This window comes from Streptomyces sp. NBC_00400, assembly GCF_036048035.1.
Classification (GTDB): Bacteria; Actinomycetota; Actinomycetes; order Streptomycetales; family Streptomycetaceae; genus Streptomyces.
Window position 1 is genome coordinate 6,761,205 of sequence record NZ_CP107940.1, and the last position, 25,780, is coordinate 6,786,984.

The following is a 25,780-nucleotide window of genomic DNA, read 5'->3' on the forward strand; positions in this document are numbered from 1 at the left end:
ACACCCGGCGGCCGTCCGCACCGCAAATTCCGTGCGGCCACCGGCCCGAACGCGCCATGGGGGCGCCCCGCCGCCAGGCCCCCGATCACACCACCGGGCCCGGGTCCCACGCCGCCAGCCGCCGCCCGCTCTCGAACCGCCGCGTCCTGCCGTCCACCGGATCGGTGAACTCCAGCACCTTCGCCAGCAGTTGGAGCGGCGTGCCGAAGTCGTCCGGGTCCGGGTCCCCGACCACCGGATAGACCGGATCGTGGAGGATCGGCAGCCCGAGGCGGTTCATATGGACCCGCAGTTGATGGGTGCGGCCGGTCGCGGGCAGCAGCCGGTACCGGCCCAGCCCGCCCCGCCGCTCCACCAGCTCGATCCGGCTCTCCGCATTGGCCGCACCGGCCTCCTCGCGCGCGGCCATCACCCCGCGCTCCTTCACGATCCGGCTGCGCACGGTCACCGGCAGCGCCACCGCCTCGTCGTACGGCGCCACCGCCTCGTACTCCTTGCGCACCCGCCGTCCGCCGAACAGGCCCTGGTACGCGCCCCGGTCCTCGGGCCGTACGACGAACAGCGCCAGCCCCGCCGTGAGCCGGTCGAGCCGGTGCGCGGGCTGCAGCGCGGGCAGCTCCAGCTCGCGCCGCAGCCGGGCCAGCGCGGTCTCGGTGATGTGCCGCCCGCGCGGCGTCGTGGCGAGAAAGTGCGGTTTGTCGGCGATCACGATCCGCTCGTCGCGGTGGACGATCCGCACCTCGAACGGCACCGGCACCTCCGGCGCGAAGTCCCGGTGGAACCAGACATACCGTCCGGGCTCGTACGGCTCCGCCCCGCTCAGCGCACCGCCGGTCCCGACGAACCGCCCCGCGCCCAGCATCGCGTCCACCCGCTGCGCCCCGATCGCCCCCTGGAACCGGTCGACCAGATGCTCCCGGACCGTGCCCCACACCCCGTCCGGATCGGCGGGCAGCCGCACCCGTACGGGATCGATACCGTCGCGCTGGGGGAGCGGGGCGGGCGGAACCGGGGATCTGCGTCTCACCCGGCAAGAGAACCCCAGCCGGGCCGGCAACGCAAAGACCCGGCCGCCGCCGACAGACCCGCGGCCAGGGCAGGAGGGGCCACACCATGGACCTGACGCGCATACTGGAATGTATGCCGCATATGGCCGGACTGTACGAGCGAAGCGGCGAGCTCAGGGTCTTGCGGGCAGCGATGGAAGCGACCCATGGCGGCCATGGAGAAGCCGTGATGATCGAGGGTGCGCCCGGAATCGGCAAAACCAGTCTGCTCGCCGAAGCCAAGCGGATGGCCGTGTCCGCCGGTTTTCAGGTGGCCGGCGCGCGAGGATCGGAATTCGAGAGCGACTTCCCCTTCGGCGTGGTGCGGCAGCTCTTCGAACCGATCCTTGCACGGATGGACGCGGAAGATGCGCAGCGCATCCTGTCCGGCACCGCGGGTCAGGCAGCGATCGTGCTGCAGAGAGTGGTTCCCGAACATTCCCCGGGCGGCGATTTCTCCGTACTTCATGGTTTGTATTGGCTGACCGCAGACCTCTGCGAAAAGCAGCCCCTGGTCATTGCGGTCGACGATCTGCACTGGGCGGACAGCGATTCACTGAAATTCCTCAGTTATCTCATGCCGCGCCTCGAGGACATCCCGGCCTGCGTGGTGTGCACCCTCAGACCATTTGAGGAATATGCCGAATCGAATACGCTTGACCAGATTGTCACCGCACCGTCCGCGGTGCTCGTTTTCCCGTCTAAATTGACTGCTGAGGCATCGGCCTCGCTCATCATCAGTGAATTCGTGAAAGCCGGGTCACCCGAACCGGAGGACGAGGCCTTCCTCTCCGCCTGCTGGTCCGCGACCGGCGGGAACCCCCTTCTGCTCAAGGAGCTCAGCGAAGCACTCAACGGCGAGCACGTTGAACCCACCGCCGCGCACATTCCGCAGGTCTACGCCCTGGGCCCGCGCGCGATCGCCCGGCGGGTGGCGATGTGGATGCGCCGCCTCCCCTCGGGCTGTGGCCCACTGGCCCGGGCCATCGCGGTGCTCGGGGAGGGTGCGGACCTGAGCCATGCGGCGGAGCTGGCGGGGCTTGACCGGGACGATGCGATGGAGGCGGCAAAGAGCCTCGAGCGCGCCCAGATTCTCCACCCCGTCCCGTCGGACGACACGAAATCCCGGATGGGGTTTGTGCATCCGCTGGTGCGGGCCGCCGTGTACGAGGAGATCACACCGGCCGACTCCCACCGCGCACACAAGACCGCCGCGAACCTGCTGCGAGACTCCAAGGCCGAGATCGAGAAGGTCGCCCTGCACCTGCTGCGCACTCTGCCCTCCGGTGACGCCGCGACCGTGGCCATGCTGTGGTCGGCGGCGCGGAGCGCCCTGGCACGCGGCTCCCCGGAGACTGCGGCGAAATATCTGCGCCGCGCCCTGGCCGAGCCCCCGCCGACCGGGGACCGGCGCGACCTTCTCTTCGAACTCGGCAGCACCATGCGGCGGGTGGACAGCGCGGCAGCCGTTCAGTACCTCACGGAGGCACACGAACTGACCGGGCCGTCACGGCAGCGCGTCGAAATCGCCCTGGCCCTCGGTGACGCGCTGCTCGCGCTCCGGCGCTCCGAAGAGGCCCGGGCGGTCTGGCAACAGGCCCTGGCCGGTACGGCGCCCGAGGACACCGAACTGCTCTACCAGCTGAACGCCTGCATCCTCTCGATTCCGCTCTACGAACCCGGTCGGCCGGATCTGCGTCAGGACATCCTCGGCCGCGTTGGGGAACTGCGCTCCCCGAAACCGAGCGGGAGCACGGGCGGCCGGTACCTGGACTGCGTCATCGCCGGCCATGACGCCGTCATCGGCGACCCGCGGGCGGTCGTACGGGCGCAGCGCGCGCTCCGCGAGGACACGCCGGCCCTGCCGTCCGACGGACAGACCTCGCTGTCCTTCGGCTGGCTGGTGCTCATCAGTGCCGACCGCAAAGAGGTCCTGGGCAGTCTGGACGCCGCGGTCGAGCAGGCGCACCGGCAGGGCTCGGTCAACGACCTGACCGGGGCGCTGACCTACCGCGCGATGGCGCGGCTGTACCGGGGGGATCTCGACGAGGCCGCTGCGGACGCCGCGGACGCGATGCACGCCGTCGAGACCTCCTCGCTGGGTCTGCGCCGGCTGGTCCTCGGCCCCGTCCAGGCCGAGGTGCAGATGGAGCAGGGCGCACTGTCCCGTGCGCAGGCCACCTTGGAGTGGACCGGAGTTCCCGATCCCGCGCCGCTCACCGGGCTGATGTACTACGTGCTGTACAGCCGGTCCCATCTGCTGCGCCTCCAGGGCCGCACCACGGAGGCCTTCCACGCCGCGCTGGCCGCGGGCCAGTCGTTCAGCGCGGCCGGCGGGGACAATCCCGCCATCGTCCCCTGGCGGTCGGAAGCCGCCCTGTGCCTGCATCTGCTCGGCCGGGACGAGGAAGCCAGGACCCTGGCCGACGCGGAGCTGAAACTGGCCCGCTACTGGAGCGCGCCCCGAGCCCTCGGCCGCGCTCTGCGCATCGCCGGCACCCTGAGCGAGGGCGACGCGGACGTCGGCCTGCTGCGCGAGGCCGTTACCCGGCTGAAGGGATCCCCGGCCCGCCTGGAGTACGCCAAGGCGCTGGCGGACTACGGGGCGGCGCTGCGCCGGCACGGCGTACGGAGCCAGGCGCGGACGCTGCTCAGCGACGCCCTGGACATCGCCGAGGCGCGTAGCGCGGCACCCCTCATCCAGCAGATCCAGGACGAGCTGCACGTGGCCGGGATCCGCCCGCGGCGCCACGCCGTCACCGGTCTGCAGTCGCTGACACCGAGTGAGCACAGGGTCTACGACCTCGCCGTCGCCGGACATACCAACCGGGAGATCGCCCAGCAGCTGTTCGTCACAGCCAAGACCGTGGAGGTGCACCTGTCCAGCGTCTACCGGAAGCTCGGCGTCACCAGCCGGCGCCAGCTCGGCGGGCGCTCCGAGCAGACCGACGCGACAGAAGAACCGGAGTGACTCATGGCCGCCACGCCCGATGCGAAGCCGCCCGGCGCGGCAGACGTACTGCAGAGCGGAACGCGCAGCGGCCACCGAATGCGCTTTGCACCCCGCATCTGGCACAAGCTGCTGGCCATCTGCATCGCCCTTATGGTCCCGCTCGGGCTGGCTACGTTCTACCTGGTCGACCAGCAGAACAGCAAGATCGATTTTACTCGCACCGAGCTGAGCGGCGTTCAGTACCTGCGTCCCGTGAGCGCATTGATACAGGACCTCTCCGATCGCCGTGCGCTGCTGCACCGAGAGAGCACCGGAGAGTCCGTACCGAGGAGCCGGGTCGCGGCAGCCGACCATGCCGTCAGCGAAGGCTTCACGGCGCTCACGAAGGTCGACCGACGGCTGAGGGAGCCGCTGCGAACGACCGTCTCCGACCTTGCCGCCAAGGGGAAAGCCCCGCTGGCGCCCGCGGCCCTGCGCCACGACTGGGCACAGCTGTCGTCGGCTCCGTCCGACGTCCGTGCCCTCGTGTCGCGGTACAACCGGCTCATCGGGAAGCTGCTGGCGCTCGGTTCCTACGTCGGAGACACTTCGAAGCTGATTCTCGACCCCGACCTCGACACGTACTACACGATGGCCGGCCTGCTGCTCCACGAGCCACAGGTTCTGAACCAGCTCTACCGGATGGCGGACACGGGAAGCTCGATCCTTGTCCAGGGCGGCAAGTCCAGCGCTGACCGGGTACGCCTCGCCTACGACACCACGGTGCTCAACCAGAACGTCCTCCAGCTCAACAGCGATCTGAACCGGGCCTTCGAGTCCACCTCCTACGCCGGCCTCCGCCCCGCGACCCAGCCCCTGCTGGCCAAGGCAACCGCATCGGTCCGTGAGGTGACCGGCACCGTGAACCGGCAGTTCACGAACAGCGACCGGAGCGATATCTCCCGGGCGGCCTGGTCGGCCCGGGCCGCCGGCGCCATCCGGGCGAACTCGAACCTGTGGAAAGCCCTGTTCGACCAGGAAGCCCACATGCTGAGCACCCGCCTGGACAACTTCCACGACCGCAACCTGCGGGTCCTGGCCGGCATCGCCGCAGTCCTGGCCGTGATCATCGTGGTGGCCGCGCTGCTCTCCCGACGCATCACCGGCAATGTGGCGGCGGTGGTGCACGCCGCGCGGGCTCTCGCCGCGGGCGACCTCACACGCCGCGCAACGGTACGGAGCCGCGACGAGGTCGGCGCGATGGCCACCGCCTTCAACGTCATGGCCGGGCGGCTCCAGGAGAGCTACTCCGCCGTCGAGGAGGAGGTCCGCCAGCGCACCTCGGAGCTGCGCCACAAGACCGACTCCCTCAGCCTGCTCCAGCACGTGGCCTCCGCCGCCAACGAGGCGGACACCTCGCAGGACGCGACGCAGACGGTCCTGGACCTGGTGTGCGGGCACATGGGGTGGCCGGTCGGCCACGTCTACCTCGTCGAGCCCACCTCCGGCTCGGGCTCCCGCACCGGCCGGCCCACCCCGGACGCGGAGCTCACCCTGTCGCCCATCCGGCACGTCGATGAGCGGAACCTGCGGGCGCCGCTGCACGACATCGCCGCAGCGGCCGGGCTGTACGAGCCGGACGGCCTTCCCGCCACCGTGCGCGCCACGGGCCGCCCCGCCTGGACTCGTGACATCACCGCGGGCTCCTCCCGGCCCGGCAAGACGCCGCCCGCGGCCACGGAGAGCGCCGGGGTGACCGGCAGAATCGCCGTCCCGGTCGTCATCGGAAAGGATGTCGCGGCGGTCCTCGACTTTCTGACCCCCGAGGCCATGGAGCCGGATGATGCCTTGCTGCGGCTCCTGCTCGACGTCAGCACCCAGCTCGGACGGGTACTGGAACGGTCCCGTGCCGCTGCGGAGCTCCAGGCATCCAAGGAGGCGGCAGAAGTCGCCACCCAGGCCAAGAGCGCCTTCCTCGCGACCATGAGCCATGAGATCCGCACACCGATGAACGCGGTGATCGGCATGACCGAAATACTGCTCGACACCCCGCTCGATGCCGAACAGGCCGAATTCGCTCAGGTCATCCAGAACAGCGGTAACAGCCTGCTCACCATCATCAACGATATCCTTGACTTCTCCAAGTTCGAGGCCGGGAAATTCGATCTCCGGCTCCAGCCGCTGGAGCTTCGCCAGTGCGTGGAGTCAGCCTTCGACTTCGTTGCTCCGATGGCGGCGGAGAAGCGAGACCTCGACCTGGCATACATCATCGATCAGGAATTGCCGGAAGAGATCATCGGAGATATCGACCGACTGCGGCAGATCCTCATCAACCTGCTCAATAATGCCGTGAAATTCACGGAAACCGGCGAGGTGGTCCTCAGGGTCGGGTTGGCCGACCCGGAGTCGGGTACCGGGGAGCCGCGGGAAACGGTGCACCCGCCCGCTACAGAGGACGCGGACGACATCATCCGGCTCCACTTCTCCGTGAGCGACACCGGCATCGGAATGGCCGGGGACCGCCTGGGCCAGCTGTTCCGGCCCTTCGAGCAGCTCGATACCTCCACCACCCGGCGTTTCGGCGGAACGGGACTCGGACTGGCCATCAGCAAGCGGCTGGCCGAGCTCATGGGAGGCACGATGTGGGTGGAGAGCGAAGAGGGCGTGGGTTCGACATTCCACTTCACGGTAGAAACGCGGGAAGTTCCCGAAGCGATGCGCACCGGCCAAGTGGTCTCCCGTGTCGAGCTCCGGGGAAAACACCTGCTGGTCGTGGACGACAAATCCACGAACCGGATGATTCTCACACGCCAGGCAAGTGCCTGGGGAATGGTGGTACGCGCCACGGGATCCCCGAGGGAGGCCCTCGAATGGGTCCGGCAAGGCGATCCGTTCGACATCGGAATTCTGGATATGCAGATGCCGGACATGGACGGCGTCATGCTCGCGGAAGAAATCCGCCGCTGCCGGAGCAAGGAAGAGCTGCCGTTGTACCTGCTGACCTCCGTCGGCCGCCCCATGGCGACCCACGACAGCCTGGCGGAGTTCTCCGGGTACCACACCAAACCGATCCGGGCGGCCGAACTCTACGCGGACCTCTGCCGCACACTGCTCGGTGCCGCGGCACCCGCCGAAACGCCCCGCGCGGCGCAGCGGCCGGAGGCAAAGGAGAGCCGCCCTGCGCCCCTGCGCATCCTCCTGGCCGAGGACAACGTGGTGAACCAGCAGCTGATCGTCCGGATGCTCCGGAAGATCGGCCACTCGGTGGAGACGGTCGGCAACGGAGCCGAAGCGCTGGAGTCGCTGCGCCACAAGCTCTACGACGTGGTCCTCATGGATGTGCAGATGCCGGTGATGGACGGCCTGGACGCCTCCCGACGGATCCACCGGTCCCTGTCCGCCGCGGATCGGCCGTACATCATCGCCCTCACCGCCAACGCGATGAGCGAGGACCGCGACGCCTGCCTCGCCGCAGGGATGGATGACTACCTCAGAAAGCCCCTGCGCGGCGTCGATCTCGCCGAGGCACTCGACCGTGTGCCACCCGGTGCCCCTGCACCGGGTCCGGACGCGGCGCGGCCTGCCCGGCGCCCGGAGACGACGGCGCCCGCACGAGGACCGGAAGCGGCGCCGCCCGCACCCGGCCCGGAGACGGCGCCGCGCGAGCCGGAGGCCGGCCCCGGAACGGAGGCGTCGGCCCTGCCGGTCCTCGACACACCCACCTTCCAGCGCCTGATCGGTTCCCTGGGCAACGAATTCGTCAGCCGACTCATCGATGTCTTCCTGGAGGACTCCCCCCAACTGACCGAAAGCCTTCGCCGCAGCCTCGACGAGGGGGACGGCAGCGAACTGCGTCGAGCGGCTCACACGCTCAAATCCCACGCACAGACCTTTGGATTCCCGCGGCTCGTTCAGCCGTGCCAGGACGCGGAGGACCTCGGCGCCACCGGGGATCTGCGCGAAGCAGCACCGCTGGTGACCCGGATCGAAGGGGAGTACCGCGCTGCGAGAGACGGGCTGGTCGCACAGAGAGCGGAGCTTGGCCATGACCGATAGCAATGCCGTGACGGAGAGAACCGAAGGGAAAGGGCGCGTCCTGGTCGTGGACGACGATCGCACGAACCGCATGATGCTCACCTACCGCCTGGAAATGGCGGGGCTGGAGACCGCGACGTCCGAGAACGGGCTCGAGGCCCTGCAGATGCTGCGGGAGAGCGACTTCGATGTGGTGCTGCTCGACATCCTCATGCCGGGGATGGACGGCTACGCGACGCTCGATCTGATGAAGCACGATCAGCAGCTCAGCCGTACGCCCGTGATCATGATGTCGGCCGTCGGCGATCTGGACAGTGTCATCCGCTGTCTCGAAATGGGCGCCGAGGACTATCTGCCGAAGCCCCTGGACCACCTCCTGCTGGCGTCAAGGGTCAACAACATCCTGCTGAAGATCCGGCTCGAACAGGTGGAACAGGGGCTCGACCACATCGCTGACGCCGTGAAGGCCATGGTCGGCGGCGCGCTCCCGGCCGGGGCCCTGGACCAGGTTGCCGGGCAGACCGACTCCGTCGGCCGTCTGGCACGGCAGCTTCAGCAGCTCGCGGTCGTGACCCCGGAGCGAGGAGCACACTCCGCACCCGCCGCCCCGTTTAGGGGGCGTACTGGGGGGTTCCCCTAACGACTGCCGTACGGCACCGAGCGCACGGTGAAGGCATACGTCAGCTCCCCGTCCCAGCCGAGAGGACGGGAATGAGAGGTGGGGTGGACGATGCCCCGGGTCCTTGTTCGCACGACACGGCGCTCCTGGGTGCCCCAGCGGAGCCCGTGTGACCTCCGGACGCCCCCGGCCGCCCACTGTCCCTCCGAGAAGCGAGGGCAGACAGATGTTCCCGGAACCGGCGTGGCCCCCTGGTACGGCCCGACAGCCTACGGCGGACCCAGAGGGGACGCCGTACGCGTTCTCCTGGTCCGTTCCCGGAGCGAGGGCTCTCGTACGGCAGCCTCAGCCCCATCGATCCCAGCTTCCCGCTGCAGCGGATTCCGCTCGGCTGGACCACATCGTCATGAGTACCGTCGCTCGCGCACTCCGCGATTCCGTACGTGATCGCGTACTGCTCCCGCTGTGCCGTCTGCTGGGGCGGCTGGCGGCGACCACCGCTGCACGGGTCACTCAGCTGTCCCGGTGCCTGAGGAAGACGCGCAATGTGGTCTCCCAGCCGCTCGACTCCCATGTACGCGCCGTGCCCCAGGCCCGGCGGATCATCCGGACCGAGCTGGCCCGATGGGGGCTGCACGAGTATGTCGAGATCGCCGAACTCCTGGTGAGCGAACTGGTCACCAACGCGCTCCGGCACGCAAGGGGGCCCATCCAGCTGCGGATGTCCCACTCCGCTGATGGCCGGATGCTGCGCTGCGACATCGCCGACGGCTGCCCCGCCACCCCGCCCGCAGCCCGCCCACCCGCCCGCGCCGACGAGGAACACGGCCGAGGACTGCACCTGGTCGACCAGCTCTCGACCCGCTGGGGCGCACGGCACACCGCCGCGGGGAAGACCGTCTGGTTCGAACTGCGCACCCGCGGCAGGGCCCGCCGGGGGCGTCTGCGGCGGCGACGCTGATCCGTGCGGATACGGAAGGGCCTCGACCCGCTGGAAGCGGTACGAGAAGCAGCGCCCCCGGGCCGCGCTTCAGCTGGACGCCAAGGTCATCGAACCTCTCGGCCGGACCGGGCGCAAGCAGCGCTGCTACCAGTACACCGCCCTCACCTGCACCCTCATCCGCTACCGCCGCCCGGTGTCGGCAAAGCCGAAAACCACTTCTCCCGGCGGTCGCGGTGGGAGAAATTTGCCACGGGTAAGGAGATCGCCGGTCGTCGCACGCGCCGCACCGGCGCCGGCGGGAGGAAGACCATGGCGAGACCCGAGGTCGGGGTGGCTTGACGCCGCTGTGCGGAATGTGGCGGATACGAGTACGGCGGCGCGCCTGCCGTCCTTCCGAATGAGATGACTTCTTAGCGGTGGCCTGGGAGCGGGTGTCTGGCAACCGGGGCGCCAGGCCCGCAGGTGCGGATGCGGTCACCCGCGACGGGGAACGTCATGACTGCAGGGCGGGATGAGCTGGAGATCTACGAGTGGTCGGTGAGCAGGGTGGCGGCGAAGCCGAAGAAGGCCACGCCGGTGATCTGTTCGAGGCGACGACGGAACGCGGGGCGTTGGATGCGCTCGCTCAGCGCCGAGGCGGCAGGGTGAGGATGCCCAGGGCGGCGGCCAGCCCTCCCTGCCTGCCCTTGGCCATGGACGTCCGGACAACGAGCAGCGTGTCGGGACCGGGTGCCATGTTGATGAGCATGGCCACGCCGGCGAAGGCCGCCGCGGCGGTGATCGTGGTGTGCGTTTCGGGTCTCCCGAGGTGACGGTGCGGAGGCGGAAACGTGGTCCAGAAGACCACGATCACCGAGCTCCGGACAAACCACTTTGCGGCTGGTGCCTGAGCTGCGGCCCCTGGGCCTTACCGAGAGGCCCCGGACACGCATCCGGTGCCTCTCGGTACCGTCACTTCTCCCGTCTCATTCCTGGCGAGCGAACCGGTCGAGGGCGCGGAGCACCTGGGCACGTGTCGTGTCGCTGCCCAGATGGCCCGCGTTACCTACGACGATCAGCTCCGCGTCGGGCCATGCGCGGGCGAGTTCCCACGCGGTGTCGAGCGGGCAGCCCATGTCGAGCCTGCCGTGGACCAGCACGCCGGGGATACCCGCGAGGCGGTGGGCGTCACGGAGCAGGGCGCCTTCCTCCAGCCACGCGCCGTGGGAGAAGTAGTGGGAACAGATGCGGACGAAGGCCAGTTGTGCGGCCGGGGGGCGGTCGCCGTACGGGTTGGAGGCGCCGTTCGTCTCCCCGGACACGACAGCGTCCTCCCAGGCGCACCAGTCGGCCGTGGCCCTCTCCCTTACGGCGGCGTCCGGGTGTTCCATCAGGCGCGCGTAGGCCGCGACGATGTCGCCGTCGCGCCGTGTGCCGGGGGCTCCGGCGAGGAAGCGTTCCCACTGCTCGGGGTAGAACCGGCCCACGCCCCGGTAGAGCCAGTCGGTTTCGGAGCGCCGGGTGGTGGTGACGGCGGAGATGACGATCTCCGACACCCGTTCCGGGTAGGTCTCGGCGTAGGCGAGGATCAGCGTGGATCCCCACGAGCCGCCGTACAGCAGCCAGCGGTCGATACCCAGGTGCTCCCGCAGCCGCTCCATGTCGGAGATCAGGTGCTGGGTGGTGTTGTGTCGCATGTCGGTCGTGGGTTCGCTCGCGTGGGGGGTGCTGCGCCCGCAGCCGCGCTGGTCGAACAGGACGACCCGGTACCGTTCCGGATCGAAGTACCGGCGGGCGGCGGGCCCGCACCCCGATCCCGGACCGCCGTGGACGACGAGCGCGGGCTTTCCGTCCGGGTTGCCGCAGACCTCCCAATACACGACGTTGCCGTCGCCGACGTCGAGCATCCCCTTCTCGTACGGCTCCACCGGCGGGTGCAGCTCGCCCATTTCCAGGCCTCCTGACAATCACATGCAACATCGGACTCATTCATTCAGGGCATGGCCCCGCCAGGCGCCTTCGGTCGAGTGGGGAGCCAAAGACATCAGCCTCGCGCGACAGCTTCCTCCCGCAGGAACGTCGCCGGGCACTGGAGTACAGCGATCGCGCCCGGCGTTCCCGCGTCGACGCGCTGGCCGGCGAGGCGTACCTGAGATGCGGCCTCCACGAACTCGTCGTGGACCCGCTCGACCTCGCCTCTCCGAACAGGATATGACGCAGAGGAGTTGGCGCACGCTGGTTCAGCGACACCGAACAGCGCGAACGGCAGTACACGTTCGCCACATGGCTCGCCCGCGTCTTCGCGCCCGGACATCTTGGCCGCACCGTCCGGGCCATGTGTGAGAGCCGAAAGCGGCAACCGGATGCCGCCGCAACGGGAGATCCTCACCGAGGAACAGATCCACCACATGATCAAGACTCTCGTGGGAGGTGGGCGGCCGCCGCGGTCCGCCGGGCGGGCCTGGGGCCGGCTCCGGGCCGCCAGGCCTGAAGACAGAGCGCCGCTGTACGCCGACTTCGGTCCTGAGCTGGGGTACCACGCACATCAGCGGGTGGTGACCGTCCGGTCACCACCCGCTGATGTGCGTATGTGAGTGTCCGAGGGGGGACTTGAACCCCCACGCCCGATAAAGGGCACTAGCACCTCAAGCTAGCGCGTCTGCCATTCCGCCACCCGGACAAGGTGTCTGCCGGTGCGGCCTGGGCCGTTCCGACGTGGAAAACAATAGCAAACGTTCGCGGGTGGTCGATCACCCCTGCATTCGGCCGGAAGCGGGGCTGTGACCAGCGCATGTCGGGAGTATTGCGGCCTTGGGCACAGCGGGCGGCGGGTGGAGGATGGCAGTGGACCCCGCCGTGGGCCGTGCCCTCAGGGTGCGCGACGCGGCCGTGAAGCCAGAGGAGGCACCGTGAGTCAGCTCCGCGAGCGAACCATGGAGAGGTGGGAGCCCCGCGCATGCGGGGCCGGGCGAAGCGAGGGCGCGGCATGAGCCAGTCGCAGTCGGGCCGTACGGTGACCGGTGAGGACGAGGTCGTCGACCTGTGCCGGGATCTGATCAGGATGGACACCAGCAACTACGGCGATCACTCGGGCCCGGGAGAGCGGGCCGCCGCCGAGTACGTCGCGGAGAAGCTTGCCGAGGTCGGCCTGGAGCCGCAGATCTTCGAGTCCCACAAGGGCCGCGCCTCGACCGTCGCCCGGATCGAGGGCGAGGACCGCTCGCGGCCCGGGCTGCTCATCCACGGTCACACCGACGTGGTGCCGGCCAACGCCGACGACTGGACCCACCATCCGTTCTCTGGGGAGATCGCCGACGGCTGCGTCTGGGGCCGGGGCGCGGTCGACATGAAGGACATGGACGCAATGACGCTGGCCGTCGTCCGTGACCGGCTGCGCACCGGGCGCAAGCCGCCGCGCGACATCGTGCTGGCGTTCCTCGCGGACGAGGAGGCGGGCGGCACCTACGGCGCGCGCTACCTCGTCGACCACCACCCGCACCTCTTCGAGGGCGTCACGGAGGCGATCAGCGAGGTCGGCGGCTTCTCCTTCACCGTCAACGAGCAGGTGCGGCTCTACCTCATCGAGACGGCCCAGAAGGGCATGCACTGGATGAAGCTGACGGTGGACGGCAACGCCGGACACGGGTCGATGATCCACAAGGACAACGCGATCACCGAACTGTCCGAGGCGGTCGGCCGGTTGGGCCGGCACGAGTTCCCGGTGCGGGTGACCAAGACGCTGCGCTCCTTCCTCGACCAGCTCGGGGACGCGCTGGGCACCGAGCTCGACCCCGAGGACATGGACGCCACGCTGGCCAAGCTCGGTGGTATCGCCAAGCTGATCGGTGCCTCGCTCAAGAACACCGCCAACCCGACGCAACTGGGCGCCGGCTACAAGGTCAACGTCATCCCGGGGCAGGCCACCGCCCATGTCGACGGCCGTTTCCTGCCGGGCCACGAGGAGGAGTTCCTGGCCGACCTGGACCGGATCCTGGGCCCGCGGGTGAAGCGGGAGGACGTCCACGCGGACAAGGCGCTGGAGACCACCTTCGACGGTGCGCTGGTCGAGGCGATGCAGTCGGCGCTGCAGGCCGAGGACCCGATCGCGCGCGCCGTGCCGTACATGCTCTCCGCCGGTACGGACGCCAAGTCGTTCGACGATCTCGGGATCCGCGGATTCGGCTTCGCCCCGCTGAAGCTGCCGCCGGAGCTGGATTTCGCAGGGATGTTCCACGGCGTGGACGAGCGGGTGCCGGTGGACGGACTGAAGTTCGGGGTCCGGGTGCTCGACCGGTTCATCGACCAGAGCTGAATTCGGCGCGGATTTCCTGCCTTTCGCGCCGGCTTCGCTGAAAAGGATGAACGCGCCGATGTGTTCGTAGCTTCAACAGCATTTTTCTCGTTGCAGTGAGTGCGGTCCGCGGCTGGGATCGTATTGCCTACAAGGAGGAATAATGATCAAGAAGGTCGTCGCCGCTGCGGCAGTGGCCGGTGGTGTCGTGCTCGCCGGTGCGGGCCTGGCCGTTGCTGACTCGGGTGCCCAGGGTGCGTCCCTGAACTCTCCTGGTGTGGTGTCCGGTAACACCATCCAGGTTCCGGTGCACGTTCCGGTGAACGCCTGTGGCAACACGGTCTCCGTGATCGGGCTGCTGAACCCCGCGTTCGGCGCGGGCTGCGTCAACAAGTGACCTTCTGGCGTCCTTTGGCGTTGTATTTGCACCCGGTAAGGGTCTGACTCGGTCCGGCTCCGGAAGGCGCACCACGCATTCCGGAGCCGCTGGGTTTCGGCGGGCCGGTGGATCTTTCCGAGGATCCTCACTTGTCCGTATTCCTGTAAGGCACTAGGCAGGGGAACAACCTATGAGACAGGTCGCACGAAAGGGCCTGATCACCATGGCGGCCGCCAGTGGCGTACTCGCCATGGCCGCCGGCTATGCACAGGCCGACGCGGGAGCCGCCGGAGGCGCGGCGAACTCTCCCGGCGTGGGATCCGGCAACAATGTTCAGGTACCGGTGCACGTACCGGTGAACGCCTGTGGCAACACCGTCAATGTCGTCGGGCTGCTGAACCCCGCGTTCGGCAACCACTGCGCCAACGTCGGCGGCGGCCGGCACGTCGGCGGACACCAGGGTGGACACCAGGCCGGGCACCAGGGCGGTGCGAACGCCGCGGGCGGGGCCTCGAACTCGCCCGGTGTCGCGTCGGGCAACAGTGTCCAGGCTCCGGTCGACGTACCGGTGAACGCCTGTGGCAACAACGTCTCGGCGGCCGGGCTGCTGAACCCGGCCTTCGGCAACCACTGCGCCAATGGGTCGGCGCCGGCCCCGGGCCGGCCGCATCACCCGGGCAAGCCCCACCAGCCCGGTAAGCCGCATCACCCGGGCAAGCCGCACCAGCCCGGTAAGCCGCACCACCCGGGCAAGCCCCATCAGCCGGGCAAGCCCAGCCAGCAGTCGCCGCACACGCCGGGGACGAAGCCGCAGACCGGGGGGCACAGCCAGATCGTGACGCCCCCCAAGCCCGTCGGTCACCTCGCGCAGACGGGTGCCGGAGGGGTCGGCTACGCGATTCCGGCCAGCGCCGGACTGCTGCTCGGGGGCGCCTTGCTCTACCGCAAGGCGCGCGCCGCCCGCCGGTGAGCAGCACGACATAGCGCACCGGCGCTCCACGGAGCGGGCCCTGCCCAGGCGGGGCCCGCTCTGCCGTGCTCAGGCGCCGGTGGCGCTCACCATGTGGCGCGGAGCTGGCGGATGATCCGGCGGCGCAGCCGCACCTTGCGGCTCCCGTCCGGGTTCAGGCGCAGTCGGTCCAACTCCCAGTGTCCGTACTCGGCATGGTCGGTCAGCAGGCGAGTGGCGGCCTTCCGGGACACTCCCCGAGGCACGTACACATCGCAGAATTCGTATTCCGGCATCGCATCTATTGTGCGGGACCGGCCCCGGTACGGATAGCGTCTGCACTATGTCTGATGCTGCGCAGCCTTCCGCTGCCGAGGTACGTGCCGCCGCCGAGGCGGTCAAAGCCGCGCTGGACCGTCACCTCGACGCGGTCGAACGCCGCTCGGGGCAGGACGATCCGGCCGTCTACGCCGCGTTCGACGAGCTCGCCGCGGCGGCAGAGGTCTATGACGAGCTGCTCTACGACACCTACGACGAGGTCACCCCCTTCGAGATCCCGGGGAGCGACGCACTGCCCGCCTACGCGGGCCCGGAGGAGCCGAGTGCGCTGAGTGTGCTGATCCGGCGCGACTACACCGTCGCCGAACCGCAGCGGCTGCTGCATCAGGCCCAGCGCATCGCCGACCTCGATCCGGACGCCGCCGACGAGGCGGCGGGCAGCGGCGCCGACGCCGCCGCGGTCGTCGGTACCAGCGTGCATGCGGCGCTGGGCGTGCTCTTCGGGGAGTTCGAGCCGGACGAGATCGCCTCCCGGCACAAGGAGTTCGGCCTGGAGGAGGGCGACTCCACCCTGTGGGTGGCGGCCGCCGACGACCCGGCCGAGCCGGGGGAGTGGCTGTCCGCGCCGTTCGATCAGGCAGACCCCCAGCGGGTGGTGTGCCGTTTCGATGTCAGCGCGGTCTTCGACGAGGAACTGGGCGACGACGACGATCTGGAGGCGCCCGGCCGCGGACGGTGAGGCGGGTGCGGTGGCGGGCTCCGCCCTGCCACCGCGCCCGGCCCCACAAGCCGCTGCCCCGGCCCGCCACAGCGCCCTGATCCGTGTGCACCGACCGCTGCCCCGGTCCGTCGGCAGCCTCCTGCTGACGGATCGGGGCAGCGGCTGTGGGGCGTGTGGTGAGGGGGAGCGGGCGCGATCCGGTCAGCCGGCCGCCGGCGGCTCCTCGGCGCTCTGGACGCTGTGCTGCAGCAGGGTCCGCAGCCGGGTGGTGCGTTCCTTGACGGGTACCTCGGCGACGGCGCGGGGCAGCGCCTGGTCGACCCCCTGGACGACCGACAGGTGGCGTTCGCCGCGGCTGAAGGCGGTGTAGACCCAGGCGCGGGTCAGACCGCCGGCGGCGTCCCCGGGCAGCACGACCACCGCGGCGGGCCAGCGCATCCCGGCCGCCTGGTGGGCGGTGAGCGCCCAGCCGTGGCGTACGGCTCCCGCGGCGACCTGTTCCCTCGGTACCACGGCCGCGGTGCCGTCGCAGTCGAGATGCAGCCCGGATGCGTCCGCGCCGGTGACCGTGCCGGGCACCGTGCGGCCGGGTGCCGGGGCGTAGGCCACACGGTCGCCGGCGTCGAAACCGCCGAACCGGCCGGGGCCGGGATGGAGCCGTTCCTTGAGGGCGGCGTTGAGCGCGCGGGTGCCGGCCGCTCCGCCGTGGCCGACGGTGATGACCTGGGTCTGCTCCGCGGGGACACCGAGCGCCCGGGGCACGGAGTCGGCAACCAGCTGGACGGTGCGGTGCACCGCCTCTCCGGCATCCCGCGCCGGGACGATCACCACTTCCTTGCCGGGCGCCTCGACCTGGCTCAGCTCGCCGATGCCGATGCCCGACACCAGTTCGCCGATCGGGCCGAAGTCCGGGGTGCGGGAGGCGACCTGGGGGCAGAAGCGGGCCGCGAGCAGATCGGCGAACAGCCGGCCGGGACCGGCGGACCACAACACGCCCGGGTCGCCGCTGAGCACCAGGCGGGTCCCGTCGGTCAGCGACTCGACGAGCAGCGCGGCGGTCTCCAGATCCAGCTGCGGGGCGTCCAGCACGACCAGCAGATCGAGCGCCAGGGCGCCGTCGGCGTCGCGGCCGGGGCCCTGGCGGCCGGACAGCAGACCGGACACGGTCACCGCGGCCGCGCCGGGGTCCCCGGACGCGTCGGCGGCCTCCGGGGTGCTCGCGGTGAGGTGTGCGGCCAGGCGCCGCCGGCCGTTCTCGGTGTGCGTGGCACCGAACGCCCGCAGGCCCAGCGAGCGGGCCGCGGCGATCAGCGCGGCGGGCTCCGCGCGGGCCGCCTCGGCACCGGTGTGCGCCACCAGGCCGCTGTGTGCGGCTGCGCGGATGAGCTCCGCGGCCGACGGCGACGGTGCGGTGGCCGCCGCGGCCTCCCAGGCGGCGGCGGAGGGGCGTACGGGCCGGGGGGTGGCGGTGTCGTCGGCGTCGGCGGGTGCACCGGTGCCTCCGGCGCCGGGGGCCGGGGCGTCGGCACCCTCCGCGGACGGGTTCCGGTCGGTTTCCGCGGGCTCCGCGGCTGCCGTGCCGCCGCCGGCTTCCCCGGCGTCCGCCGCGCCGTCCTGCTCCGGCCCGGCCACCGCTTCGAAGGTGTTCAGGAGCCGCGCCAGGCCGTCGGCGACGCTCTCCTCGGCCATCGCGAACCGGTCCAGGCCGAGCAGGATCCGGACCGGCTGTTCTTCGTCCTCGTCGTCGCCCGTGGCGGGACGTGCCCGGCCCGGTTCCTCGATCGCGTCCTGGAAGACCAGCACGGCACCGTCCGCGATGGCGGTCTGCAGGGCCTCGTCGGGGTCGGGCACCGAGCGCTGGGCGAGTGCGGCGCGCAGCGCGGCGGCCTCCAGGGCGGAGTGCCCCGCGACGGCGGCCTGTTCCAGCAGCCAGCCGACCAACGCCTGCGCGCGCCGCTCGTCGCCAGGGCCGCAGGCCGGGCCGAGCAGCGCCCGGGCAAAGCCGTCGGCCTGTTCGGGGCGCACCCCGGGCACACCGAGCAACTGCCAGGGGTCCTCGCTCAGCGCCTCGGCCGCCCGCTCCCCGAGCACTTCCGCGGCGGACTCCGCCAGCGCCTGGGGCGCGCCGCCCGCCGTGAGGACCTGCCGTACGCCCTCGATGCCGGGGGCCGCGGCCACGGCGGGGCGGGGGGCGGGAGCCGGGCCGGCCGGAGCCGGTGGGGCGGCCGGGTCCATGGCGCCGGTGTCCGTGGCGGGGCGTGCGGCCGGACCGCCGGCGTCGGATGCGGTGCCGGGCCGGGCGGCCTCCGGGACGGGGCCGGGGGATGCGCCCTGCTGCGGGGCGCGGCCGGCGGTGTCCGGGCCGTCCGCGCGGGGCCGGGCGGCGGGTGCGGCCTTCTTGGCGGGGCGGGGCGCGTCGTTGAAGAACGAAGCGGCCGTGCGCTCGCCGCTCTCCACCGCGCGTACCGCCGCGGCCAGCGCGTCCGCGGTCGCCTTGGCCGACGCGGGCACCGCGGTCTCCCGCGCCGCGCCGGAGGCGGGAGCCCGGTCCCCGGCGCCGGGTGCCGCGGGCGCCGGCTCGCTCACCGGAGCCGTCGCGTCCGCGGCCCGCGCCGGGGAGCCTTCCGGCGCCGTCGTGTCCGTGTCCGTGTCCCTGTCCGGTGCTGCGGTGTGCTCCGGCGCCGTCGGGTCTGTGCCCGTGTCCGGCCCTGTGGCCTGCTCCGGCGTCGTCGTGTCCGTGTCCGGTGCTGTGGCGTGTTCCGGCGCTGTCGTGTCCGTGTCCGGTGCTGTGGTGTGCTCCGGCGCCGTCGCGTCCGGGCCCGGCGCCGTGGCGTCGTTCTGCGGTGCCGCAGGGGCTTCCGGTGCCGCAGGGTCCTCCGGCGCCGTGGGGTCGTCGGGTGTCTGGGCATCCGCAGTCCCGGGCGCGGCCTCCTGCTCGGGCGGGGTTTCGCCGGCGAGGCGGTCGGTACTCACAGCGTGCTCCAGTCGTGATCGGGGTAGTGGTGCACCGGAGCCGAAACATCGTCCAGCGCCCGGCGGATCTCGTCAGGAAGACTAAGGGTCTCCACTGACAATGCGGCTCTGAGCTGCGCTTCCGTGCGGGCGCCCAGGATCGGCGCGGTCACTCCGGGGCGGTCGCGGACCCAGGAGAGCGCGACCTGGAGCGGAGTGACGGCCAGTCCGTCGGCGGCGGTGGTGACCGCTTCGACGACCCGGCCCGCCGTTTCGTCGAGGTAGGGCGCGACGAACGGGGCCAGATGCTCCGAGGCGCCCCGCGAGTCGGACGGCGTCGCATGGCGGTACTTACCGGTCAGCACGCCCCGTCCGAGCGGCGATGACGGCAGCAGGCCCATACCCAGATCGAGCGCCGCCGGCAGCACCTCGCGCTCGACGCCGCGCTGGAGCAAGGAGTACTCCATTTGTGTGCTCGCCAGCCGGTTGCGTACACCGGGCGCTGCCAGCTGCCAGGTGCCCGCCTTGGCGAGCTGCCAGCCGGAGAAGTTCGACAGCCCCACATAGCGCGCCCGGCCGCTGGTGACGGCGAGGTCGAGGGCCTGCAGGGTCTCCTCCAGCGGTGTGTGCGGATCAAAGGCGTGCAGCTGCCACAGGTCGACGTACTCGGTGCCCAGCCGTTCCAGGGAGGCGTCCAGGGCGGCGAGAAGATGGCGCCGGGAGCCGTCGACGCGGCGGTCCGCGGCCAGGACGCTGCCGGCCTTGGTCGCGATGACCAGGTCCTCGCGCGGAACGAGCCCTTCCGTCAGCCGGCCCAGGAGGTATTCGGCGCCGCCGTCGGCGTAGATGTCGGCGGTGTCCACCAGCGTGCCGCCGGCCTCCCAGAACGCCTTGAGCTGGTCGGCGGCTTCCTGCTCGTCCGTGTCGCGGGCCCAGTTCAGGGTGCCGAGCCCGAGGCGGGACACGCGAAGGCCCGTACGGCCGAGGTGCCTTTGCTCCATGGGCCTTGAGATTACTGGCCGCGAGCCGGGAACAGGGGACCTGTGGACAACCCGCCGATGACGGCCGGCGGGGGCGCGCGCTACAGTCCCCGGAACAGCGACGTTACTGATCGGTAAGGGGAGCGGCATGAGGCTTGGCATCAACCTCGGCTACTGGGGCGCCGGGATGGATTCCGACAATCTCGCGGTGGCGCAGGAGGCCGACCGCCTGGGCTATGCCGTCTGCTGGGCCGCGGAGGCCTACGGCTCCGACGCCGCCACCGTGCTCTCCTGGGTCGCGGCCCAGACCGAGCAGATCGACATCGGTTCGGCGATCTTCCAGATCCCGGCGCGTACACCCGCGATGACCGCGATGACGGCCGCCACCCTGGACTCCCTCTCCGGGGGCCGGTTCCGGCTGGGGCTCGGCGTCTCGGGACCGCAGGTGTCCGAGGGCTGGTACGGCGTCAAGTTCGACAAGCCGCTGGCGCGCACCCGCGAGTACGTGGACATCGTCCGCAAGGCCATGTCGCGCGAGCGCCTGTCCTACCAGGGCGAGCACTGGACGCTGCCGCTGCCCGACGGCCCCGGCAAGCCGCTGAAGCTCACCGTCCACCCGCAGCGCGAGCACATCCCGCTCTACATCGCCGCGATCGGCCCGAAGAACCTCCAGCAGACCGGTGAGATCGCCGACGGCGCTCTGCTGATCTTCCCCTCGGCCGACCACCTGGAGGAGACCGCGATCTCGCACCTCCGGGCCGGCCGCGAGAAGGCGGGCAAGACGCTGGAGGGCTTCGACGTCTGCCCGACGCTGCCGCTGGCCGTCGGCGCGGACAAGGACGTCAGCGCGCTGGCCGACATGTTCCGTCCGTACACCGCCCTGTACGTCGGCGGTATGGGCAGCCCGAAGCAGAACTTCTACAACCAGCTCGCGCAGCGGATGGGGTACGAGAAGGAGGCCGCCGAGATCCAGGGCAAGTACCTGTCCGGCGACAAGGAAGGCGCCGCCGCCGCGATCCCGGAGCAGCTGATCGACCAGACCACGCTGCTCGGCTCCGTCGAGCGGATCGCCGAGCGGATGCAGGCCTACGCGGCGGCCGGCGTGACCACGCTGACGCTGGCCCCGGCGGGCTTCACCCTGGAGGACCGCCTCGCCTCCCTGCGGGCCGGCACCGAGGCGCTGGAGCGGACCGGCCTGGCGTAGGCGACAGGGGCGGCAGGCGCTCGTACCGGAACCCGTCCGAAAGCCCCGCACACGGCCCGGCGCCCGCGGCGCCGGGCCGCTCGGCCCCGCGGCCGTGGCGGGGGCTCGGGGGATCTTCCCCGCCGCGGCCGTCAGGCAGCACAACGCGGTGATGTGCGCCCGGGTTACGCCCGCGACCAGGACGGACATCGTCCGGACGGCCGTACGGACCGCCGCTCCGGTTGCCTCCCGCGGAACACGCCCTTTGACTTTTCCTACGGGTGTGTCCGTTCGGAGGTGGCGCAGATGATCTCGGCCCGAAGCCTGTTCCAGGAGATCGTCGACAATGACGACTCCTACCGCCTGTTCTGCTCCATCGCGGCCAGCGGAGAGGCTCAGGGCGGCTGGGAGAACGGCCGGATCGCCGCCCTCATGCCCGCCTCGCTGCGCGAGCTGGCGCCCAAGGTCACCCGGCACGGCGCGGACGAGGACAAGCACGGCCGGATTTTCCACGCCCTGCTGCGCAAGCGCGGCCTGACGCCCGCCGGCGTCCCCGCGGAGACCGACTACACCGCGCTGCTGGAGCGGCGGGGCATCGGCCTGGCGCACGACAAGCTGCGCCGCGACGAACCGCTCACCGAGCTCGACATCATCACCTACCTCTCCCACAGCCGGGTCACCGAACAGCGTGCCGCCGACCAGATGGTGATGCTCAGCACGTACTTCGGCGACCACCCCGAGGTGGGCAAGGCGATCCGGATGATCTCCCACGACGAGGACAACCACCTGGCGTACTGCCACGAGGAACTGCTGCGGCTGGCCCGCCTCGGCCACGGACGGACCATCCAGCGGATCCTGCACGACTGCGCCCATGCCGAGATCGTCATCTACCGGGACGTCAGCCTGGCCGTGATGGACCACATGGGCCGCATCCTGCGGTGGCCGAAGGCGAAAAACGGCGGGATCACCACCGGGATCCGGGCGATCTACGGCTATGAGCGGCTGGGCGGCTGGCGGCGGATGGTCAGCCTCCGGATGCCCGAGCGCCGGGACGCGCTGGGCGGCCCGGCCACCTCGGCGCCGGAGTTCGCCTGAGCCCTGCGGGGCGCCCGGCCGCCGGGACCGCCCGCGTCACAGCCAGCCGCGGCGTTTGAACAGCCGGTAGAGCGAGACCTCGATGACGACCATCACCAGCAGGATCGCCGGATAGCCCAGGTGCCACTTCAGCTCCGGCATGTGCTCGAAGTTCATGCCGTAGATGCCGGCGATCAGGGTCGGCACGGCCGCCAGCGCCGCCCAGGCCGAGATCTTGCGCATGTCGTCGTTCTGCCGCACCCCCATCTGCGCCAGATGGGCGGCGAGGATGTCCGAGAGCAGCCGGTCCAGGCTCTCCACCGACTCGTTGGCGCGGGTGAGGTGGTCGTCGACGTCGCGGAAGAACGGCCGGGCGTGGTCGTGCACGTACGGCACGCCGGGGTTCTGCAGGAGGGTCATCGGCGCCACCAGGGGGCCGGTCGCCCGCCGGAATTCCAGCACCTCGCGCTTGAAGGCGTAGATCTCGGCCGCGGTGTTCTGGGTGTCCCGGCGTACCGGTGCGAACACCTCCGCCTCCAACTCCTCCAGATCCAGCTGGAGTTCGGAGGCCACGTCGATGTAGTGGTCGACCACGGCGTCGCAGACCGCGTACAGCACGGCGCCGGGGCCGTGCCGGAGGATCTCCCGGTGCTCCTCCAGCCGCCGGCGCACCGCCGCCAGCGGGCTGGCCTCGCCGTGCCGGACGGTGACCACGAACGCCTCGCCCAGGAAGACCATCACCTCCGACGCGGTCACCGTGGCGGCCGCGTCGTCGTAGGTGACCGGCTTCAGCACCATGAACAGCGAGTCGTCGTAGACCTCCAGCTTGGGCCGCTGATGCGCCTTGAGCGCGTCCTCGACGGCCAGCGGGTGCAGCCCGAATTCGCTGCTGACGAGATCGAACTCCCGCTCCGTCGGCTCGTACATCCCCAGCCACAGGAAGGCGTCGCCCTTGGCCCGCGCCTGTTCCAGCGCGTGGGAGAAGTCGGTCGCACACTCGGCGCGGCGGCCGTCCCGGTAGATGGCGCAGTCCACGATCACACCTGGCATTCTCGCTCGTCACGCCGCCGCCTGCCAGGAACACGGAGCGGGAACGTAGGGTGGCGCTCATGCCCACGCTGATCCTGGTGCGGCACGGCCGCTCCACCGCCAACACCGCCGGAGTGCTCGCCGGGCGGGCCCCCGGCGTCGCTCTCGACGAGCACGGCGCCGCCCAGGCCGCCGCGCTGCCCACACGGCTGTCCCAGGTGCCGCTGACCGCCGTCGTCTCCAGCCCGTTGCAGCGCTGCCGGGAGACCGTGGCGCCGCTGCTGGAGGCCCGGCCGTGGCTCACGCCGCACATCGAGGACCGGATCAGCGAATGCGACTACGGCGACTGGTCGGGCCGCAAACTCGCCGAGCTGAGCGACGAGCCACTGATGGAGGTCGTCCAGCAGCACCCCTCAGCGGCCGCCTTCCCCGGCGGTGAGTCGATGCGCGCGATGCAGGCCAGGGCGGTGGACGCGGTACGCGACTGGAACGCCCGTATCGACGGGGCGCACGGCCCCGAGGCGGCCTACCTCATGTGCTCGCACGGCGACCTCATCAAATCCCTGGTCGCCGACGCACTGGGCATGCACCTCGACCTCTTCCAGCGGATCTCCGTCGAGCCGTGTTCGGTCACCGCGATCCGCTACACCCGCCTGCGTCCCTATCTCGTACGGCTCGGGGACACCGGTGACTTCGGATCACTCGTGCCCCGGGCGGACGGCGGTGGCGCGGCGGCCGACCGGGACGCGGCCGTCGGCGGTGGTGCGGGAGCAGCGTGATCAGTCGGCGCAGTAGGGTGGTGCGACGGCGCTGCCCGCCACGCCCCTGCGATCCGCGCAGTGACCGCAGGACGTGCAGCGACCGCAGTGACCCCGCAGTCGAGCAATCGGAGCAGGACGTTGTCCCGTCAGGTGTTCTTCTACGACGCGCCGGACCGCTTCGTGGCCGGTACGGTCGGGCTGCCTGGCCGCCGTAGCTTCTACCTCCAGGCCACCGCCTCCGGCCGCACCACCAGCGTCGCCCTGGAGAAGACCCAGGTCGCAGCCCTCGCCGAGCGGATCGACGAGCTGCTGGACGAGGTCGTGCGGCGCAGTGGCGGCAACGCCCCGGTGCCTGCCGTCTCGCCCACCGAGCTGGCCGACTCCGCCCCGCTGGAATCGCCTGTCGAGGAAGAGTTCCGGGTGGGCACGATGGCGCTCGCCTGGGACGGCGAGGACGAGCGGATGATCGTCGAGGCACAGGCCCTGGTCGAGCTGGAAGCGGACAGCGACGAGGACCTCGCCGACGCGGAGGAGCGGCTGCTCCAGGACGACGAGAACGGCCCGCCGATGCTGCGGGTGCGCCTCACCGGAACCATGGCCAGGGCGTTCGCCAAGCGGGCGCTCGAAGTGGTCAATGCCGGCCGCCCGCCGTGCCCGCTGTGCAGCCTGCCGCTCGACCCGGAGGGACACGTATGCCCGCGCCAGAACGGATACCGACGGGACGCCTGAGCGCCGTGCCCGTCGAAGCGGCCGGGCAGGCCGCGCCGCTGCCAGGTCCCGTCGCACCCCAGGACCCGCCGCCGGCCGCGCCGGAACCGGCCGGGGACCGGCCGGACGCACTGTTCACCGACGGTGAGCTGACCGTACGCGGCCGCATCCAGGAGGCGTCCAACGCCGTGCTCTACTGCACGGTCGCGCAGGACGGCCGCACCGCCGCCTGTGTCTACAAGCCGGTCGCCGGTGAGCGCCCGCTGTGGGACTTCCCCGACGGCACGCTCGCCCAGCGCGAGGTCGCCGCGTACGAGATCTCCCGTGCCTGCGGCTGGGACCTCGTCCCGGTGACGGTGCTGCGCGACGGCCCCTACGGCACCGGCATGGTCCAGGAGTGGATCGATCCGCCGGAGAGCAGCGACGAGGTACCCGAGCTGCTGGCCCTGGTGGAGGACGAGGAGCCGGGTCCCGGCTGGAAGGCGGTCGGCTTCGCGCAGGTCGGCGAGGGCCGCACCGCGCTGCTGGTGCACGCCGACCATCCACGGCTGCGGCGGCTCGCGGTACTCGACGCCGTGATCAACAACGGTGACCGCAAGGGCGGCCACCTGCTGCCCGGCGTCGGCGGAGAGTTCTTCGCCATCGACCACGGCGTCACGTTCCACGCCGAGGACAAGCTGCGCACCCTGCTGTGGGGGTGGGCGGGGGAGCCGCTGACCGACGAGGCGCTGGAGGTGCTGCGGGGCCTTCAGGAGGCACTGGAGGACGCCGGGCCGCTCGCCGCCCGACTGGCCGAACTGATCACGGACGACGAGATCGCGGCGCTGCGGGCGCGGGTGACGGGGCTGCTGCGCAGCGGCCGGCACCCGGAGCCGAGCGGCGATTGGCCCGCCATTCCCTGGCCGCCGGTCTGAGGTTCC

General features: G+C 71.0%; 20 protein-coding genes, 1 tRNA gene and 1 pseudogene. 14 read left to right on the plus strand and 8 right to left on the minus strand.

Annotated elements, in window-relative coordinates:
• Positions 1 to 85: 85 nt before the first annotated feature.
• Entirely contained in the window at positions 86 to 1,027 is a 942-nt protein-coding gene (locus OHS81_RS29580) for a pseudouridine synthase (protein WP_328388233.1), read from the minus strand.
• A gap of 173 nt (positions 1,028 to 1,200) precedes the next feature.
• Here OHS81_RS29580 and OHS81_RS37510 point away from each other — a divergent pair.
• The 5 genes and pseudogenes from OHS81_RS37510 to OHS81_RS29605 all read left to right on the plus strand — a co-directional run.
• A pseudogene (locus OHS81_RS37510) lies at positions 1,201 to 1,593 on the plus strand (AAA family ATPase); the annotation flags it as partial.
• Positions 1,594 to 1,794: 201 nt separating this feature from the next.
• Positions 1,795 to 4,017 (plus strand): helix-turn-helix transcriptional regulator, encoded by a 2,223-nt coding sequence (locus tag OHS81_RS29590; protein ID WP_328388237.1) that lies wholly within the window; start codon positions 1,795 to 1,797, stop codon positions 4,015 to 4,017.
• A 3-nt stretch (positions 4,018 to 4,020) separates the two neighbouring features.
• Entirely contained in the window at positions 4,021 to 8,034 is a 4,014-nt protein-coding gene (locus OHS81_RS29595; protein ID WP_328388238.1) for a response regulator, read from the plus strand.
• Complete coding sequence (locus OHS81_RS29600) at positions 8,024 to 8,653, plus strand: response regulator (RefSeq protein ID WP_328388240.1); 630 nt, start codon at positions 8,024 to 8,026, stop codon at positions 8,651 to 8,653. The genes OHS81_RS29595 and OHS81_RS29600 overlap by 11 nt, the downstream gene beginning before the upstream one ends.
• A gap of 385 nt (positions 8,654 to 9,038) precedes the next feature.
• A complete protein-coding gene (locus tag OHS81_RS29605) occupies positions 9,039 to 9,593 on the plus strand; it encodes an ATP-binding protein (RefSeq protein WP_328388242.1) in 555 nt (184 codons plus the stop codon).
• 607 nt (positions 9,594 to 10,200) lie between these two features.
• Here OHS81_RS29605 and OHS81_RS29610 read toward each other — a convergent pair.
• The 3 genes from OHS81_RS29610 to OHS81_RS29620 form a co-directional block, all read right to left on the minus strand.
• Positions 10,201 to 10,422: a hypothetical protein gene (locus tag OHS81_RS29610; RefSeq protein WP_328388244.1), complete on the minus strand. Its 222-nt coding sequence runs from the start codon at positions 10,420 to 10,422 to the stop codon at positions 10,201 to 10,203.
• A 118-nt stretch (positions 10,423 to 10,540) separates the two neighbouring features.
• Positions 10,541 to 11,503, minus strand: a complete 963-nt coding sequence (pip, locus tag OHS81_RS29615) for a prolyl aminopeptidase (RefSeq protein WP_328388246.1) — start codon at positions 11,501 to 11,503, stop codon at positions 10,541 to 10,543.
• Positions 11,504 to 12,149: 646 nt separating this feature from the next.
• Positions 12,150 to 12,234: transfer RNA gene (locus OHS81_RS29620), tRNA-Leu, on the minus strand.
• 306 nt (positions 12,235 to 12,540) lie between these two features.
• Here OHS81_RS29620 and OHS81_RS29625 point away from each other — a divergent pair.
• The 3 genes from OHS81_RS29625 to OHS81_RS29635 all read left to right on the plus strand — a co-directional run bounded on the left by OHS81_RS29625 (position 12,541) and on the right by OHS81_RS29635 (position 15,194).
• Complete coding sequence (locus OHS81_RS29625; protein ID WP_328388248.1) at positions 12,541 to 13,866, plus strand: M20/M25/M40 family metallo-hydrolase; 1,326 nt, start codon at positions 12,541 to 12,543, stop codon at positions 13,864 to 13,866.
• Between the two features lie 142 nt (positions 13,867 to 14,008).
• A complete protein-coding gene (locus OHS81_RS29630; RefSeq protein ID WP_328388250.1) occupies positions 14,009 to 14,242 on the plus strand; it encodes a chaplin in 234 nt (77 codons plus the stop codon).
• A gap of 172 nt (positions 14,243 to 14,414) precedes the next feature.
• Positions 14,415 to 15,194: a chaplin gene (locus tag OHS81_RS29635; RefSeq protein ID WP_328388252.1), complete on the plus strand. Its 780-nt coding sequence runs from the start codon at positions 14,415 to 14,417 to the stop codon at positions 15,192 to 15,194.
• A gap of 86 nt (positions 15,195 to 15,280) precedes the next feature.
• Here OHS81_RS29635 and OHS81_RS29640 read toward each other — a convergent pair whose 3' ends face one another.
• A complete protein-coding gene (locus OHS81_RS29640) occupies positions 15,281 to 15,469 on the minus strand; it encodes a DUF5703 family protein (protein WP_006607658.1) in 189 nt (62 codons plus the stop codon).
• 47 nt (positions 15,470 to 15,516) lie between these two features.
• On the opposite strand from OHS81_RS29640, the gene OHS81_RS29645 reads away from it, so the two are divergent.
• The gene (locus tag OHS81_RS29645) at positions 15,517 to 16,191 is read left to right on the plus strand and encodes a hypothetical protein (RefSeq protein ID WP_328388253.1); all 675 of its coding nucleotides are present in this window, start codon (positions 15,517 to 15,519) and stop codon (positions 16,189 to 16,191) included.
• 183 nt (positions 16,192 to 16,374) lie between these two features.
• Here the strand turns inward: OHS81_RS29645 and OHS81_RS29650 are convergent, their stop codons facing one another.
• Both OHS81_RS29650 and OHS81_RS29655 read right to left on the minus strand, forming a co-directional pair.
• On the minus strand, positions 16,375 to 19,146 hold the full coding sequence (locus OHS81_RS29650) for a helix-hairpin-helix domain-containing protein (protein ID WP_328388255.1): 2,772 nt from the start codon (positions 19,144 to 19,146) through the stop codon (positions 16,375 to 16,377).
• Positions 19,143 to 20,126 (minus strand): aldo/keto reductase, encoded by a 984-nt coding sequence (locus tag OHS81_RS29655; RefSeq protein WP_328388257.1) that lies wholly within the window; start codon positions 20,124 to 20,126, stop codon positions 19,143 to 19,145. Before OHS81_RS29655 ends, OHS81_RS29650 begins: the two co-directional genes overlap by 4 nt.
• A 127-nt stretch (positions 20,127 to 20,253) precedes the next feature.
• On the opposite strand from OHS81_RS29655, the gene OHS81_RS29660 reads away from it, so the two are divergent.
• On the plus strand, positions 20,254 to 21,309 hold the full coding sequence (locus OHS81_RS29660; protein WP_328388259.1) for an LLM class F420-dependent oxidoreductase: 1,056 nt from the start codon (positions 20,254 to 20,256) through the stop codon (positions 21,307 to 21,309).
• 285 nt (positions 21,310 to 21,594) lie between these two features.
• Positions 21,595 to 22,383 (plus strand): ferritin-like domain-containing protein, encoded by a 789-nt coding sequence (locus OHS81_RS29665; protein ID WP_328388261.1) that lies wholly within the window; start codon positions 21,595 to 21,597, stop codon positions 22,381 to 22,383.
• A 36-nt stretch (positions 22,384 to 22,419) separates the two neighbouring features.
• Here OHS81_RS29665 and corA read toward each other — a convergent pair whose 3' ends face one another.
• The gene (gene corA / locus OHS81_RS29670; protein ID WP_328388263.1) at positions 22,420 to 23,412 is read right to left on the minus strand and encodes a magnesium/cobalt transporter CorA; all 993 of its coding nucleotides are present in this window, start codon (positions 23,410 to 23,412) and stop codon (positions 22,420 to 22,422) included.
• 59 nt (positions 23,413 to 23,471) lie between these two features.
• Here corA and OHS81_RS29675 point away from each other — a divergent pair, with 59 nt between their 5' ends.
• The 3 genes from OHS81_RS29675 to OHS81_RS29685 all read left to right on the plus strand — a co-directional run bounded on the left by OHS81_RS29675 (position 23,472) and on the right by OHS81_RS29685 (position 25,774).
• On the plus strand, positions 23,472 to 24,170 hold the full coding sequence (locus OHS81_RS29675; protein WP_328388265.1) for a histidine phosphatase family protein: 699 nt from the start codon (positions 23,472 to 23,474) through the stop codon (positions 24,168 to 24,170).
• Positions 24,171 to 24,290: 120 nt separating this feature from the next.
• Positions 24,291 to 24,881 (plus strand): DUF3090 domain-containing protein, encoded by a 591-nt coding sequence (locus OHS81_RS29680; protein ID WP_129297193.1) that lies wholly within the window; start codon positions 24,291 to 24,293, stop codon positions 24,879 to 24,881.
• Complete coding sequence (locus OHS81_RS29685; protein ID WP_328388269.1) at positions 24,845 to 25,774, plus strand: SCO1664 family protein; 930 nt, start codon at positions 24,845 to 24,847, stop codon at positions 25,772 to 25,774. The genes OHS81_RS29680 and OHS81_RS29685 overlap by 37 nt, the downstream gene beginning before the upstream one ends.
• The last annotated feature ends 6 nt before the right edge of the window (positions 25,775 to 25,780 follow it).

Coding starts and splice junctions, on each gene's coding strand:
- OHS81_RS29605 (WP_328388242.1), top strand. CDS start 9,039: ATGAGTACCGTCGCTCGCGCACTCCGCGATTCCGTACGTGATCGCGTA.
- OHS81_RS29625 (WP_328388248.1), top strand. CDS start 12,541: ATGAGCCAGTCGCAGTCGGGCCGTACGGTGACCGGTGAGGACGAGGTC.
- OHS81_RS29640 (WP_006607658.1), bottom strand. CDS start 15,469: ATGCCGGAATACGAATTCTGCGATGTGTACGTGCCTCGGGGAGTGTCC.
- OHS81_RS29660 (WP_328388259.1), top strand. CDS start 20,254: ATGAGGCTTGGCATCAACCTCGGCTACTGGGGCGCCGGGATGGATTCC.
- OHS81_RS29675 (WP_328388265.1), top strand. CDS start 23,472: ATGCCCACGCTGATCCTGGTGCGGCACGGCCGCTCCACCGCCAACACC.
- OHS81_RS29665 (WP_328388261.1), top strand. CDS start 21,595: ATGATCTCGGCCCGAAGCCTGTTCCAGGAGATCGTCGACAATGACGAC.
- OHS81_RS29600 (WP_328388240.1), top strand. CDS start 8,024: ATGACCGATAGCAATGCCGTGACGGAGAGAACCGAAGGGAAAGGGCGC.
- OHS81_RS29645 (WP_328388253.1), top strand. CDS start 15,517: ATGTCTGATGCTGCGCAGCCTTCCGCTGCCGAGGTACGTGCCGCCGCC.
- corA (WP_328388263.1), bottom strand. CDS start 23,412: ATGCCAGGTGTGATCGTGGACTGCGCCATCTACCGGGACGGCCGCCGC.
- OHS81_RS29685 (WP_328388269.1), top strand. CDS start 24,845: ATGCCCGCGCCAGAACGGATACCGACGGGACGCCTGAGCGCCGTGCCC.
- OHS81_RS29595 (WP_328388238.1), top strand. CDS start 4,021: ATGGCCGCCACGCCCGATGCGAAGCCGCCCGGCGCGGCAGACGTACTG.
- OHS81_RS29635 (WP_328388252.1), top strand. CDS start 14,415: ATGAGACAGGTCGCACGAAAGGGCCTGATCACCATGGCGGCCGCCAGT.
- OHS81_RS29655 (WP_328388257.1), bottom strand. CDS start 20,126: ATGGAGCAAAGGCACCTCGGCCGTACGGGCCTTCGCGTGTCCCGCCTC.
- pip (WP_328388246.1), bottom strand. CDS start 11,503: ATGGGCGAGCTGCACCCGCCGGTGGAGCCGTACGAGAAGGGGATGCTC.
- OHS81_RS29630 (WP_328388250.1), top strand. CDS start 14,009: ATGATCAAGAAGGTCGTCGCCGCTGCGGCAGTGGCCGGTGGTGTCGTG.